General features: G+C 41.0%; 14 protein-coding genes and 1 pseudogene. 6 read left to right on the forward strand and 9 right to left on the reverse strand.

What is annotated here, in order from left to right; translation table 11 throughout:
* The first annotated feature begins 38 nt into the window (after positions 1-38).
* The gene (gene psaJ / locus ACM0OX_RS11970; RefSeq protein WP_094339707.1) at positions 39-188 is read left to right on the forward strand and encodes a photosystem I reaction center subunit IX; all 150 of its coding nucleotides are present in this window, start codon (positions 39-41) and stop codon (positions 186-188) included.
* 277 nt (positions 189-465) lie between these two features.
* The gene (locus ACM0OX_RS11975) at positions 466-987 is read left to right on the forward strand and encodes a photosystem I reaction center protein subunit XI (protein ID WP_414515063.1); all 522 of its coding nucleotides are present in this window, start codon (positions 466-468) and stop codon (positions 985-987) included.
* Positions 988-1,060: 73 nt separating this feature from the next.
* On the opposite strand, the gene gmk is transcribed toward ACM0OX_RS11975, so the two are convergent.
* From gmk to tyrS, 6 genes and pseudogenes are all read right to left on the reverse strand, one after another.
* Entirely contained in the window at positions 1,061-1,660 is a 600-nt protein-coding gene (gmk, locus tag ACM0OX_RS11980) for a guanylate kinase (RefSeq protein ID WP_334719592.1), read from the reverse strand.
* A 166-nt stretch (positions 1,661-1,826) separates the two neighbouring features.
* Positions 1,827-2,093 (reverse strand): extracellular matrix/biofilm regulator RemA, encoded by a 267-nt coding sequence (gene remA, locus ACM0OX_RS11985; protein ID WP_041233849.1) that lies wholly within the window; start codon positions 2,091-2,093, stop codon positions 1,827-1,829.
* Between the two features lie 382 nt (positions 2,094-2,475).
* Positions 2,476-2,583: pseudogene (locus tag ACM0OX_RS11990) on the reverse strand (DUF29 family protein); the annotation flags it as partial.
* A gap of 136 nt (positions 2,584-2,719) precedes the next feature.
* Positions 2,720-3,400, reverse strand: a complete 681-nt coding sequence (locus ACM0OX_RS11995; protein ID WP_414515064.1) for a hypothetical protein — start codon at positions 3,398-3,400, stop codon at positions 2,720-2,722.
* A complete protein-coding gene (gene pyrF, locus ACM0OX_RS12000; protein WP_414515065.1) occupies positions 3,397-4,128 on the reverse strand; it encodes an orotidine-5'-phosphate decarboxylase in 732 nt (243 codons plus the stop codon). The genes ACM0OX_RS11995 and pyrF overlap by 4 nt, the downstream gene beginning before the upstream one ends.
* A gap of 14 nt (positions 4,129-4,142) precedes the next feature.
* Entirely contained in the window at positions 4,143-5,333 is a 1,191-nt protein-coding gene (gene tyrS / locus ACM0OX_RS12005; RefSeq protein WP_414515111.1) for a tyrosine--tRNA ligase, read from the reverse strand.
* 173 nt (positions 5,334-5,506) lie between these two features.
* Between tyrS and ACM0OX_RS12010 the strand changes: the two genes are divergently transcribed.
* Positions 5,507-7,432: a transglycosylase domain-containing protein gene (locus ACM0OX_RS12010; protein WP_334842799.1), complete on the forward strand. Its 1,926-nt coding sequence runs from the start codon at positions 5,507-5,509 to the stop codon at positions 7,430-7,432.
* Positions 7,433-7,500: 68 nt separating this feature from the next.
* On the opposite strand, the gene ACM0OX_RS12015 is transcribed toward ACM0OX_RS12010, so the two are convergent.
* Together ACM0OX_RS12015 and ACM0OX_RS12020 are read right to left on the reverse strand one after the other, a co-directional pair.
* A complete protein-coding gene (locus ACM0OX_RS12015) occupies positions 7,501-7,824 on the reverse strand; it encodes a DUF1825 family protein (protein WP_094349476.1) in 324 nt (107 codons plus the stop codon).
* Positions 7,825-7,950: 126 nt separating this feature from the next.
* Positions 7,951-8,883, reverse strand: coding sequence for a J domain-containing protein (locus ACM0OX_RS12020; protein ID WP_414515066.1), 933 nt, complete (start codon positions 8,881-8,883; stop codon positions 7,951-7,953).
* Positions 8,884-9,109: 226 nt separating this feature from the next.
* Here ACM0OX_RS12020 and ACM0OX_RS12025 point away from each other — a divergent pair, with 226 nt between their 5' ends.
* Both ACM0OX_RS12025 and ACM0OX_RS12030 read left to right on the forward strand, forming a co-directional pair.
* On the forward strand, positions 9,110-9,484 hold the full coding sequence (locus ACM0OX_RS12025; RefSeq protein WP_194042368.1) for an NINE protein: 375 nt from the start codon (positions 9,110-9,112) through the stop codon (positions 9,482-9,484).
* Positions 9,485-9,498: 14 nt separating this feature from the next.
* Positions 9,499-10,032: a helix-hairpin-helix domain-containing protein gene (locus tag ACM0OX_RS12030; RefSeq protein ID WP_414515067.1), complete on the forward strand. Its 534-nt coding sequence runs from the start codon at positions 9,499-9,501 to the stop codon at positions 10,030-10,032.
* 171 nt (positions 10,033-10,203) lie between these two features.
* Here the strand turns inward: ACM0OX_RS12030 and lepB are convergent, their stop codons facing one another.
* Positions 10,204-10,776 (reverse strand): signal peptidase I, encoded by a 573-nt coding sequence (gene lepB, locus ACM0OX_RS12035; RefSeq protein ID WP_334842793.1) that lies wholly within the window; start codon positions 10,774-10,776, stop codon positions 10,204-10,206.
* Between the two features lie 1,610 nt (positions 10,777-12,386).
* Here lepB and ACM0OX_RS12040 point away from each other — a divergent pair.
* Positions 12,387-13,295 carry a polysaccharide deacetylase family protein gene (locus ACM0OX_RS12040; RefSeq protein WP_414515068.1) on the forward strand — a complete coding sequence of 303 codons (909 nt, stop codon included), beginning with the start codon at positions 12,387-12,389 and terminating at the stop codon, positions 13,293-13,295.
* Positions 13,296-13,339: the final 44 nt, after the last annotated feature.

The following is a 13,339-nucleotide window of genomic DNA, read 5'->3' on the forward strand; positions in this document are numbered from 1 at the left end:
TCAGCTTAACTAATTCATTCGTTTTGGAGACTAAATTCATGGCAGACAAAGGCGATCAATCAGCTTATTTGATTAAATTCATTTCCACAGCGCCTGTGGCAGCTACCATCTGGCTGACCATCACAGCAGGTATCTTGATTGAATTCAACCGCTTTTTCCCAGACCTACTTTTCCACCCACTGCCATAAGTGTCAAATGGAATTTAGGACTGTTGAATCAATGTCTTGTTTTTTGCTTAATATTGTGTAGTTGATGTATTCAGCTTAGTTAGGCAGAATTATCACAAAAATATGCAGCAAAAATAGTTTTTTGAAACTCGTGATACTGTTTACAGATCGCGAGTTTCACAGTTTTAAAATCAGCTAAATTAATTTTTCTAAACTTCCTAAACAAAATGCTTCTTTAGCGACAATTATTATTAATATAAAAATGCCACCATTTTAATTTAGAGGCTGAACATAAAATATGGCACAAGCAGTAGATGCATCAAAGAATCTTCCCAGCGATCCCAGAAATCGGGAAGTTGTTTTTCCCGCATTCGGCGATCCACAGCTAGGCAACCTAGAAACCCCGGTTAATTCTTCTCCCTTGATCAAGGGGTTCATTAATAATTTACCTGCCTATCGCCCAGGTCTGGCTCCTGCTAGACGCGGTTTGGAAGTTGGTATGGCTCATGGTTACTGGCTATTTGGCCCCTTTGCCAAATTAGGCCCACTGCGGGACACAGACAATGCTAACTTAGCTGGGTTACTAGGAGCTATCGGACTGGTTGTAGTTCTTACTGGCGCCCTATCGCTGTATGCCAATAGCAATCCACCCAAAGCACTTCCTAGTGTTACTGTACCCAAACCTCCAGCAGATGCTTTTAACTCTAAAGAAAGCTGGAACAACTTCGCCAGTTCTTTCTTGATTGGTGGCATTGGTGGTGCAGTAGTTGCTTACTTTTTGACTAGTAATTTGGCACTAATTCAAGGTCTATTTGGTTAATTACTAGGAGTTAGGAGTTAGAAGTTAGGAGTTAGGAGTTAAAATTCATAACTTCTAACTTTTAACTCCTAATTTATTTAAACAAAACAGCTTCAATATCATTTAAAGCAGTTTCAAAATCGTCATTAACGATTTGAATATCAAATTCATCTGCGGCTTGAATTTCTTCTTGGGCGCGGAGCAGACGACGAGCGATCGCTTCTTCAGAATCTTGGGCACGAGAGCGTATTCGTTTCTCTAATTCATCAAAGGAAGGCGGTAAAATAAAAATGCTGAGGGCACTGGGGAAGGAAGCACGAATTTGTCTTGCCCCTTCTAGTTCAATTTCCAGCACCACCAACTTACCGGAATGAATTTGGTTAAGTACAGCTTCACGGGGTGTGCCGTAATAGTTACCAGCAAATTCTGCCCATTCTAAAAATTCACCTTCAGCAACTAATTGTTCAAACTTACTGCGGCTGATAAAGTAATAACTTTTGCCATCGATTTCCCCTGGACGGGGAGAACGAGTTGTCACGGATACGGAATAATAGAGTTCTGGATGACGCTCTAGGAGCGATCGCATTAAAGTGCCTTTACCGACACCACTGGGGCCAGTTAAAACAATTAACCTGCCTAAATGTAAGCATTCTTCGGTAGTCGCACTACTCTGGATGGGTAAAACTGGCATCATCCCTTCAACCTGTGAATCAATCAATACATATTATTCATTAGTCTTGTGTTCTTGGTCTAGTCCACTAGTGACTAAAGAATTTGTAGCAAGAGTGACAGAAAATTTGTCTAATTCACATGTTACTACCGATACGGTGCAAAGAGGAGTGGGAAAAACCCACTGCTAGTCAATTATCTACAGTTTGATGCTCGCGAGAAATCACAAAGCGATTCGCTACCGTTTCTGGCTGAATCGCTGACAAAATTACGTGGCTGGAATCGGTGATAATTACAGCTCTAGTCCGACGACCGTAAGTTGCATCAATCAGTTGACCTCTGTCTCGTGCATCGGTAATAATCCGCTTAATCGGGGCAGACTCTGGACTGACAATGGCAACTACTCGGTTGGCAGACACGATGTTACCAAAGCCGATGTTGATTAACTGAATGTCCATAAAAAAAACTGACGCTAAACGCGGTTTGATAAAGCTTGAAATAAACTTCTTTCCATGTTATCGCCAAAAAACGGGAGTTACAACGCTTAAATTCAAGCCAATCTGCGTTTTTAAATAATGTCTGCTTCTTTTAGCTATTTATTAGCTATTTTTCCTAAAAATATTCCTAAAGATACAGGCAAAATCATACTGATACAAGCTAACTAGGTGATGTATCTTCATCAAAGGAACTAGTAGCGCAAGGCGAATTCAAAATTAATAATGACACTTGCAGACTCGCTAACAAAATTCAAAATGAATACAGTGTAAGCATTTTACTGATTTTAAATTGGTGGTTGATTTACGCCACACTGTAAAAATTTAGCTTATCTTTAACCAGGGGCTATACCGCGCCAGAGCATTTTAAAGGAAGTAAATAACTTTCGAGCTTGTGTTTTTGTTCATTACCCAATCTTTCAATCTCCTTAATCCAATGATCCCAATCAAGATACTCTAAATTTCGTTATGGCAATTATTTCAATGTAGTTTATAACCACAAGTGATAATCCTATTTATAGAGAATTTGAGTAAGTATTTTTAGACATTACTTAATATTCTTCTAATTGGCGAAGATTGGGAATTAGGTTTTATTGACGTAAACTTCCAGCTTCACAATCGCGCAACCAAGCTTTAACCCCTTGGGCAACAGTACCGTTACTACTATCGCGTGGTGGAGATAGTGGCTGCTGTTCTGAATGGGAACCAGCTTGAGAAAACATCATTACTAGTTGCCAACCACTTTGAGTTTTAGTCAATAACAGCCAGTGAAATTGTTGCAATTCTACAACTTTCTTATCTATGTACTGCCGCTCCAAGGTAGTAAAGAAAACTTGCTCAACTCCTGATGCAGCGCTTTTAGACGTATCTGCACTATATTCTTCAAGGTTAAGGGGCAGAGGAGTAAACTCAGGTTTTCCTGCCACTAACATATAACTGTAAACCTGACTGCTTCTACTCAGACGGCGGGCGCGTTGACTAGCGCGATTAGTATAGCTAGGTAATTTTTGCAGTAGCTGTATAGTTAATGTTTCTAAATTTTGCTCAGAACACAAAGACCTCGCGCCACTGTTGACATTTTCCCTTTCTGCTAGCGCCGAGGGTTTAGGGGTAGGGTTTATCGAGAAGGCTGGGTAAGTAAAGCTATTTGAGACTACAACCCAGAAGCCACAAGCTAAAAGCCAACTATAATTTTTCTGACTGAGTGAAGAGGCAAGATTGTTCTCCCCTCCACCCTGCACGCTGAGTGTCTCACTAACTCTTAGCTTCATGCCACCGCGGTTAACTCCTCAGAAATCCTCTTCCAGGCTAACTCAGGCTCAGTAGCAGTGGTGATGGGACGCCCAATAACTAGATAATCTGCACCAGCAATAATTGCTTGGGCTGGAGTGAGCGATCGCTTTTGATCGCCAATATCAGCCCAAGTTGGTCTAACCCCCGGACAAACTAGCAAAAAGTCATTTCCACAAGTTTGTCGTAGCTGTGCCACCTCTTGAGGCGAACAAACTACCCCATCCAAACCAGATTCCTGAGCCAGCAAGGCCATTTCTAGAGCATATTCTGGCAATTCTAGGGGTATTTTTAAATCAAATGCCAACTGCCGAGCAGAAATGCTTGTTAGCAGAGTAATCGCAATTAACTTTGGTGGTTGTACGCCTGCTTTTGCAGCCCCTTCCTGTGCCGCCTCAGTTGCGGCTTTCAGGGCATCTCTACCAGCAGTAGCATGAATTGTCAGTAAATCCACCCCATATCTAGCTGCACTCCGGCAAGCACCAGCAACGGTATTGGGGATATCATCAAACTTTAAATCCAAGAAAATACGCTTTTGCCGAGACTGTAACACTTCCAGAATTTTCGGGCCAGTGCTGGTAAACAACTCTAAACCGACTTTCCAGAAACTAACTTGCGGTAGCCGATCTATAAGAGCGATCGCACTTTGTTCATCTGGCACATCCAAAGCCACAATAACTCGTTGTTCTAACTGTTCCCTATTCCCCATTCCCCACTCCCAATTTAAGGCACTAAGCGCACAAACTTATTTTTCCCGACTTGTAAAACTTTACCTTGTAATTCACCAGGAGCATCGAAAGTGGTATCAGCATCAGTAATGCGATCGCCATCTAGGCGCACGCCACCCTCTTGAATTTTCCGCTTTCCTTCGCCTGTACTTTTGCACAAGCCAGTGACATTGAGAATATACGCTAACTTCGTAGGAAATTGCTGCACGCCAGCTAGAGAGAATTCTGGAACTGCACCTTCCTTACCGCCGCTTTGCGCCGCTTCTTTTGCCTCTTGGGCTGCGGTTTCGCCGTGATACTGTTTAACAACTTCCCATGCTAAAAGTGTTTGGCGATCGCGGGGATTTTCTGGCAGTTTATCCAAAGGTAAATCCGTCAACAGTTCAAAATACTGTTCTAGGAGATTATCGGGAACACCTTGCAACTTTTGATACTTTTGTCCTGGGTGTTCTGACAATCCGATATAATTACCTAAAGACTTAGACATTTTTTGCACGCCATCCGTGCCAATCAAAATTGGCAGCAGCATTCCAAATTGGGGCTTTTGACCAAAATGGCGCTGCAAATCTCTGCCTACAGCAATATTAAATTTCTGATCGGTGCCGCCTAATTCCACATCTGCCTCAACTGCAACCGAATCAAAGCCTTGCATTAACGGGTACAGGAACTCATGGATAAAAATCGGATTCTCTTTTTTATAGCGATCGGCAAATCCTTCTTTCGCTAACATCTGCCCCACCGTCATCGTGGAGAGTAACTCCAAAATTTTCTCTAAGTTAAGCCCAGAGAGCCATTCGGAGTTATAGCGCACCTCTAACCTTCCTGGTGTGTCAAAATCCAAGATAGGACGTACTTGATCTAAATAAGTCTGAGCATTTTGAGCTACATCTGCTTCTGTAAGCTGACGACGCACTTCAGATTTACCAGTTGGATCGCCAATACGCGCTGTAAAATCGCCAATAATTAAAACTGCTGTATGACCTGCATCTTGAAAACCTCGCAGTTTTCGTACTGGTATGCTATGACCTAGATGAATATCAGTACCAGTAGGGTCAATGCCTAATTTTACCCTTAAAGGTTGGTTTGTAGTTAGTAAGAGCCTTTCTAGACTTTCGCTGTTAACATCAACTGATTGTGGGAATACTTCTACTACACCACGACGCAGCCAAGCAAAATCTTGCGTCATGTTAACAGATTCATTATTAGCTATGTTTTGCACACTAGAAGTTAAGTTGGTTATATTCACTGGCAATTTATCCACTTTCTCATCAGCCAAACTACTATAATTGCAAAAAACTAACCGCCTTGCTTCACCCAATCAATTACAGTTAAATTTACAAGTGAGGAAGTGAAATAGCCGTGTCGTCGTCTAGGACTTTTGAAGATAAACAGCCACAGCGTCGGGCTTCATCAGGTTTTGAGTTTTTGAAAGGAGTCGGTCAGGTAACTGGCGGTACTCTCCTCTCAATCACCATGCTGGCAAGTTCCATTGTAGCCGGAGGACTGGTTGGTTTAGCCATCAGTTTCCGTAATTTGCCAGATGTGAGACAGCTACGTAACTTCTTTCCCTCAGAAACGACTTACATTTATGACGTTAAGGGCAAGCTTTTAACGAGTATTCACGGGGAAGCCAACCGGGAAGTCGTACCCTTAGATAGAATTTCTCCGAATTTAAAACGGGCAGTGTTGGCAAGTGAAGATAGCCACTTCTACGATCACCACGGTATCAACCCTACTGGTGTTGGACGTGCTGTAGTAGTTAACGCTGTAGCAGGTGGAGTCAAAGAGGGTGGCTCTACTGTTACTATGCAATTGGTAAAAAACCTATTTTTGTCTCGTAAGCGCGCCTTTACTCGGAAGTTAGCGGAAGGAGTGCTAGCAATCCGGTTAGAGCAAATTCTCACTAAAGACCAAATATTAGAAATGTACCTCAATCAAGTTTATTGGGGTCATAACAATTATGGTGTACAAACGGCAGCCCGCAGTTACTTTAATAAATCATCAGAATATTTAAGCTTGGGTGAGTCGGCAATGATGGCGGGTTTGATCCAAGCACCAGAAGAATTCAGCCCGTTTGTGAGCATGAAGCTGGCAAAACAGAAACAAAAAGAAGTGCTGGGACGGATGCTGGAATTGAACTGGATCAACCAGTCAGAATACGACAATGCACTCAAGCAAGAAATCAAACTTGGGAGAATCAAATCCTTTCAAGGTAGTGCCCTACCGTATGTAACTAATACCGTAGCGCAGGAGTTGGCTAAAAAGTTTGGCCGTGAGACACTACTCAAAGGTGGGATGCGGGTACAAACTACAGTTGACGCCAACTTCCAAATCATGGCTGAGGAAACTGTCGTTAAGTGGCATAAAACACTTCTGGGGCAAGGATTATCTAAGAATCAAATGGCCCTAGTGGCAATCGATCCGCGCACGCATTTTATCAAAGCACTGGTAGGTGGTATAGATCCTAAGACCAGTGAATTCAATCGTGCAACTCAATCTCAGCGCCAGCCCGGATCTTCTTTTAAACCGTTTGTATACTATACTGCTTTTGCTACTGGTAAATATGGGCCAGACTCAACAGTGGTAGATTCCCCAGTTAGCTATCGAGATGGTAACGGTTGGTACTTTCCCAGAAATTATGATGGCGGTTTTAGTGGAGCTATGCCAATCCGCAGAGCTTTAGCCCAATCGCGCAACATTCCGGTGATCAAGATTGGTAAGGCTGTGGGGATGAATAGAGTCATAGAAACGTGTCGTACCTTGGGCATTATGAGTCCAATGGAACCTGTGACTTCCTTACCACTTGGTGCAATTGGTGTCACCCCTCTGGAAATGGCTAGTGCATACGCTACCTTTGCTAATTATGGCTGGCAATCTCCACCAACTGTAATTGCCCGTGTCACCGATAGTAGTGGTAACGTTTTGCTAGATAACACCCCTAAACCACAGCTAGTCCTCGATCCTTGGGCATCAGCCGCAATTCTAGATGTGATGCGATCGGTAATCACTGAAGGTACAGGTAAAGGTGCTGCCCTCGGTCGCCCAGCCGCAGGGAAAACGGGAACAACATCATCAGAAAAAGATATTTGGTTTGTTGGGACTGTGCCACAGTTGACAACTGCGGTTTGGGTAGGAAGAGATGACAACAGACAATTAGCTGACCATGCCACAGGTGGTGTTATGGTCGCTCCCATTTGGAAAGATTTTATGGAGAAAGCACTTAAGAACGTACCCGTAGAAAACTTCAAGTCACCTTCCCAGTTTTCTCGTCCCAAGTCAAATTAAAGTTAGGAGTGATAAGTTATGAGTTATGAGTTTATTGAGAACTCCTAACTCCCAACTCCTAACTTTTGTTAGGGCTGTTTTTCTAGCTCGGCTTTCATCCGTTCTAAAGTGAGGTGCATTTGGTCAAACATTTGTTGCGGGGTGACACCGAACTGACCTAATTGCGTTTTCAGTTGTTCTACTGTCATTTGTGCCATGAAATCTTCTGATAGCTCGAAGCGCTTCATAAAGATGCGGTACCGATCCATCATGGTTTCCATTTGCTCAATAAACAGCTTTTTGCCATCGCGGTCAAATTTGCCGTAGCTGTTGCCAAGCTTGATCAGCGCTTGATAATCCTCAAACAGCTGTTTTGCTTCTTGCTGAACTATTTCAGAATCGAAGAATCCCATATTGCTTATATTAAACTGAGCGCCCAGGCTCAGTAGCTTAATAGTTTTACTTCTATTTATTATTTTAGTCTAGGGGAGTAATCTAGTCACGAAGCTTCGGTTTTGGTACGGTTTGTTACCGAAATTTCAACACTTGACTTGAGAAGGTTTCCCCTTGTTAAATCGACTTAATAAAGCCGCGATACTCAGAGCTTTAGCCATTGATTTAGGATTGGTATTTTCACCTGGTTCAATTTTCAACCTGGTAGCGTATTTCTGAGCGAGTAAATCTTGCGGGTTAAGTTTTAATGCTTGACGGATGTAAACCCTGGCCATGCCGATAAATTTCTGTTTTAGATGTACTAAACCTAATAAGGCATAATAGTCGCTGTTATTTGGCTCTAACTTGATAGCATCTCGCAGTTCTTGTACGGCTAGGGGCCAATTGGCTAGCCTGACGTACTCAATAGCTCGCTGGTAGTGACGTTGAGCATAGTTTGTCAAAACTGGTTTGACATTAGTTTTTTCATTTAATGTTAATTCAACTGGCTTGACTTCTACTTCAGGGATGATGCGAACAGCTTTTTGCGGTAAAAATAAGTCAGGTTTATGCAGCTGTAAATAAACTAAGTTCAGTATACTAATTTGTTGTGTAACTTGATAGAACTGATGCAGTGATTTGTATTGAGCTTCTGCATAGGAGGCGATCGCTTCTTCATAAAACAATTCTGCTTGGGGTGCAGACATTTCTATAATTTCCTTAGCTATGGCACTTTGCCCACACAAAGCTTGCTGCTGTAATACTCTTGCATCCGATCGCAGCATAGCTATGGCAATCAAGCGCTTGTGTCGATTTTTAAGTTGTTCGTAAGCTGGATTGATTAAATAGCTAAGTATCGCCGTTGCTAATTCTTGGTCTGGATTGCAGCTTTTGGCATAGCGATCGGGATGTAGGAGTTTCGCTAAAGTGTGATAGCGTTTAAAAATCTGGCGATCGTCAGCACTCACAGAAATTCCCAGCACAGCGTAAGGATCGTAAAGCTGTTTAAACCATTCTGGCGGTAGGAAGGTCTGTGACATTGCAGTAATCCGATCCATTAAAAACTTCAAATTAACATCAAAGCTCAATGCACAGTCATGTGAAACTTACTCAAATTTCTTCAAATATTAAATTGTGGGGCTTACCACCCAAAAGTCGGCAGGGCAAAACAGGGTAATTGACTAAAATGAGTGAGTTTTGAATTGTTTCTGTGCCTTTTGGCTGTCTTATTGTAAGAACTATGGTATTCGTATATTTATTAGAAATATGTTGACTAAGCGCAAAAGCCGAAGTGTTGCCGCTGTTTTAGCTTTTTCTGGCACGCTGACAATTTCAGGATTACATAAATTCTATTTGGGACAGCCGCTGTGGGGAGTTTTGTATGTGTTGCTTTCCTGGACACCTATCCCCAAGGTAGCTAGTGCGATTGAGGGAGTTTGGTATTTAGCCCAAGACGAAGAAGCTTTCGATCGCAATTTTAATCTAGGCAAGTCAGCGGCAAGGAACTCACAAAAAGCGATTAATCAGGTAGGAGCGATCGCTGACGCAATGCGGGAATTAGATGCTCTGCGCCAGGATGGACTGATTTCAGAGTATGAATTTGAACAAAAGCGCCGCCAATTGCTAGACCAGATTTCTTGAGGTAAGCGACAATCATGAATAACTGGCTACCTTTAACTTCCAGACTGCAAAAACTCCGCGCCAAGCTCCTCAACGATCCCTACTATCGCCTACAATCTGGGGAAGAAATTCAGATTGCAGCTCAATTAGGTATCCGCATTGATGCTAATCAAGCCACAGTAGATGATTGGTTACGCCTACCAGGTTTGTCAATTCACCAAGCGCGATCGCTTGTGGAACTTTCACATTCTGGTGTGAAATTTTACTGTATTGAAGATATCGCTGCGGCTTTGGGTATACCAGCGCCGCGCCTAGAGCCATTAAAGCCTCTGCTGAATTTTATTTACTATGACCGCGAATCTTTAGAAAATCCTACCCATTTACTCAACCCGAACACAGCAACCGTTGAAAAATTAGCACAAATTCCATTTATAGATTTGTCTTTGGCGGAAGCAGTAGTGCAAAATCGGCAATCAGCCGGGCCTTACCGTAACCTGGCTGATTTCCAACGGCGGTTAGAGTTAACTGGTGATGCGATCGCCCAGATAATGTATTATTTGAGATTTTAAGTTAACAGGACTTACGCAAAATACCTCTCAAACTCTTATTCCTCCGTGTTCTCTGTGCCTCTGTGGTTCGATTTTCCGTTACCTGTGCGTAAGTCCTAGTTAAAAGTTAGAAGTCTTAAAATAAATCCTAACTCTAGCAATTTTGGATTGAAAGAAAAATCCAAAACTGAGTTAAATGAACCCAATGCGATCGAGAGGCCAAAAGCGAAACGCTGCTCGACCGATGACATTTTTTCTGGGTAAAAAGCCCCAATAGCGAGAGTCATTACTATCGTTGCGATTATCTCCCATAACGAAAAATTCGTCTTCTGGGACTTTCACTGGTTGATATGGCTGATTTGGAGGTTCAGCAATGTAGTCTTCTGCCAAGGGTTGACCGTTGAGGTAGACTTTGCCAGAAGCAACACTAATTACCTCACCAGGCTGGCCAATAACTCGCTTGATAAACGCTTGGTCTTTGGGATATCCTCGACGTTGTAGTTCTGCAGGTGGCTGAAAAACAATAATATCGCCAGTTATCGGAGGGTGAAAATGGTAGGAGATTTTTTCAACTACCAAGCGATCGCCAGTATGTAAGGTGGGTAACATCGAGTCAGAAGGTATATAGCGCGGTTCGGCGATAAAAGTCCTGATTAAGAATGCCAAACACAGTGCGATCGCAATTAAAATCAGATTTTCTTGCCAACTACGCCATACTTTTAACGACGCACGCTCTTCTTTTGCATCACTTTCGTGAGGAATCATAAAAGTTTCTAGCCAGTTTCAGAAGTGAGACAAATACCTTGATTATTTTGACTCAAAAGTTATATTAATAGGAAAACACGGTTTAGGGTCAACCTATACAGACATTAAATAATACACTTACCCATTCGCTAAAGATAAGCAAAAGTACTGTAAAGAAACTATGACTTGTCTAAGGGTAATATAAACTAATAATTAGGATTGCTAAATAAATTATTGAAAATAAAAAATTCTAATTGCTGTAATTATAAAGCAAGTTATGAGACAATTATAAGTCTTGTTTTTTCCTGCAAAAGAAGCTAGTTACAGACTGCTAGAGCGATACAACCAGTAGGTTTTTTCTTTAAACAGAAAATTTGTCGTAGAGTTGCAAAATAGTCTACCTTATGTTTGACAGTATCTACCTCACTTTGCTGAAAAAAGGCAGAGGGCAGTCTTGCTGGAGGTTGAGTTGCAAGAAAATATATTTTGGTCTGTATTCTTAAGTGATATTACATAAATTAAGCCAAAATTTAAATGTATTTTTAAATGCATAAATCTGGTTAAAAACAACGTTTTTAGTAAAAAATACTACTTTTAAAGATGAAATATAGGCTTTATTGCTTCAATGAATAAATGCTATTCTATTGTGATTTTAATTACTTGCCTATATATACGAAATTAATTTCCGTAATTACACGGTGACAGTGCATATTAAACTGTACTATTAATTAAGATATAAACATACTTAATTATCGAGAAAAACCTTCACGAGCAGAAAGCTACTAGCAATTTGAGCTAAAGTATCAGCATCCGAAAGAGAAGTAAGCTGCTGATATAATTATTTTTCTTGAATGAGTCAAAGGTGACTAGATTGAAACAATAAATGCCCCTTGGCAATGAGAAACTATATTGAATCAATTTTCGTCTGGTCTATTTCATAGAAAGTACAAGGTAATATTCTGTCAGTTGAAAATTTAACTTTTTCTTAAAAAGGAAACAATGGCAACAGGCAGTAAAATATATCTTATCAAGATAGAACTAATAGTGTACTAGACTCTTATTTTAAAGAGACTCCACCTTTTTAAGTAATTTTGTATGTTAATCAAACAATTAACTTAAGTTGTAAACTATACAGTTTTATAGCGAGAAAGTCTGGCTAAAAAAAATCAGTCTGCTAAAAGTGCAAATTGTAGGTATGACAACTAAGTTCATCTTATTTGAAAATCTATAAAACTTGAAAGGATAATGCTGCCTTAGCGGTGATCTGAAAAATAGCAACTAATTCATAACTCCTATTTAAAAGGATTTTGGGGTGTGGTTAATTATTTGATTGTGTTCCTCTCCTTCTTAGAGCTAGTGGTAAGAATGTGGAAGCTCAAAGCTTACCTTTTATGACTGGGTTGAAATTATACAGTACCAAGTATTGTATATTCAACGCTGCCCAAATCGAGAGCATATAGATTTTAGTTAAAGCAATATAGTCGCTCTTAATCAATTCTGAATTCCCGTTAGTACCAATTCCAATTTCCATAATTACCAGAAAGCAGCTGGTATCCAAATATCTAGTAAAAATGTGCTATAACGTACCGTCATAACCGTGGTGATGGTTCGATATTTGAAGGAGCGTTGAGGTGGAAAACAATAAGTCGTTTCTGTGGCCAGAAGGAATATTAATTGCGCTACTTGCTTTAGGTGGTGTTTTTAGTCTTGCTTTTATGATGCTTCTGAGGCCAAATGCTTCGGATGCTCAAAGTAGACCAAGTATAAATATCAAGGATGTATCTGCAAACGTAGGAACTCAGCAGCGTCTTGAGAAATTAAAGACGGCGATGCTTACAAGTTGGCAACAAGAAGCACAAACAAAGGGTCTAGCCTACCCCATACCATCACGTTTTCAAGGGGAAATCATTAAGGCTGCAAAGCTTACTCAGGGTGAGAAAGTGATTGCTCTCACTTTTGATGATGGCCCTTGGCCTGAGACTACAGAGCAAGTGTTAAATATTCTGAAATCAAATAATATCAAAGGGACGTTTTTTGTAGTCGGGCAGAACCTAAAAAATTATCCAGAGTTAGGAAAGCAGATTGTCGCTCAAGGTCACGTCATTGCCAACCATACTTGGCATCACTGGTATCACTTCTTTAATCAACAAGCAGCAGCTTTTGAAATTGAGCGCACAACAGACTTAATTTATCAAGTTACAGGTGTCAAAACAAATCTGTTCCGACCGCCCGGTGGTATCCTACACAATGGATTAGCTGGTTATGCTAAAGGACAAAAGTATGCTGTGGTGATGTGGTCAGCCGATTCCACAGACTACAAGTTACCAACTGTACCAAAGTTGATCGATAACGTGATTAAAGATTCTAAACCTGGTGGGATTGTGCTAATGCATGATGGTGGTGGTAATCGTTCTAGAACTGTGCAAGCTTTACCAGAAATTATTAGCAACTTTAAAAAGCAAGGCTATCGCTTTGTGACTATTCCAGAACTTTTAGAAATCGAAGATACAGATCGAAAGTTGCTTGCTAACAAAAAGTAATAATTATTAATTATAAATAATTAGTCATTAGTCAATAGTAATTG

Origin of the sequence: Nostoc sp. PCC 9305, from assembly GCF_963920915.1 — a bacterium.
Lineage (GTDB): Bacteria > Cyanobacteriota > Cyanobacteriia > Cyanobacteriales > Nostocaceae > Nostoc.

Bases quoted from the DNA above. Each gene is read 5' to 3' on its own strand.
- ACM0OX_RS12020 (WP_414515066.1), bottom strand. From the start codon at position 8,883: ATGTCACAGACCTTCCTACCGCCAGAATGGTTTAAACAGCTTTACGAT.
- ACM0OX_RS11995 (WP_414515064.1), bottom strand. From the start codon at position 3,400: ATGAAGCTAAGAGTTAGTGAGACACTCAGCGTGCAGGGTGGAGGGGAG.
- ACM0OX_RS12015 (WP_094349476.1), bottom strand. From the start codon at position 7,824: ATGGGATTCTTCGATTCTGAAATAGTTCAGCAAGAAGCAAAACAGCTG.
- lepB (WP_334842793.1), bottom strand. From the start codon at position 10,776: ATGATTCCTCACGAAAGTGATGCAAAAGAAGAGCGTGCGTCGTTAAAA.
- ACM0OX_RS12030 (WP_414515067.1), top strand. From the start codon at position 9,499: ATGAATAACTGGCTACCTTTAACTTCCAGACTGCAAAAACTCCGCGCC.
- tyrS (WP_414515111.1), bottom strand. From the start codon at position 5,333: ATGACGCAAGATTTTGCTTGGCTGCGTCGTGGTGTAGTAGAAGTATTC.
- pyrF (WP_414515065.1), bottom strand. From the start codon at position 4,128: ATGGGGAATAGGGAACAGTTAGAACAACGAGTTATTGTGGCTTTGGAT.
- gmk (WP_334719592.1), bottom strand. From the start codon at position 1,660: ATGATGCCAGTTTTACCCATCCAGAGTAGTGCGACTACCGAAGAATGC.
- remA (WP_041233849.1), bottom strand. From the start codon at position 2,093: ATGGACATTCAGTTAATCAACATCGGCTTTGGTAACATCGTGTCTGCC.
- ACM0OX_RS11975 (WP_414515063.1), top strand. From the start codon at position 466: ATGGCACAAGCAGTAGATGCATCAAAGAATCTTCCCAGCGATCCCAGA.
- psaJ (WP_094339707.1), top strand. From the start codon at position 39: ATGGCAGACAAAGGCGATCAATCAGCTTATTTGATTAAATTCATTTCC.
- ACM0OX_RS12025 (WP_194042368.1), top strand. From the start codon at position 9,110: ATGTTGACTAAGCGCAAAAGCCGAAGTGTTGCCGCTGTTTTAGCTTTT.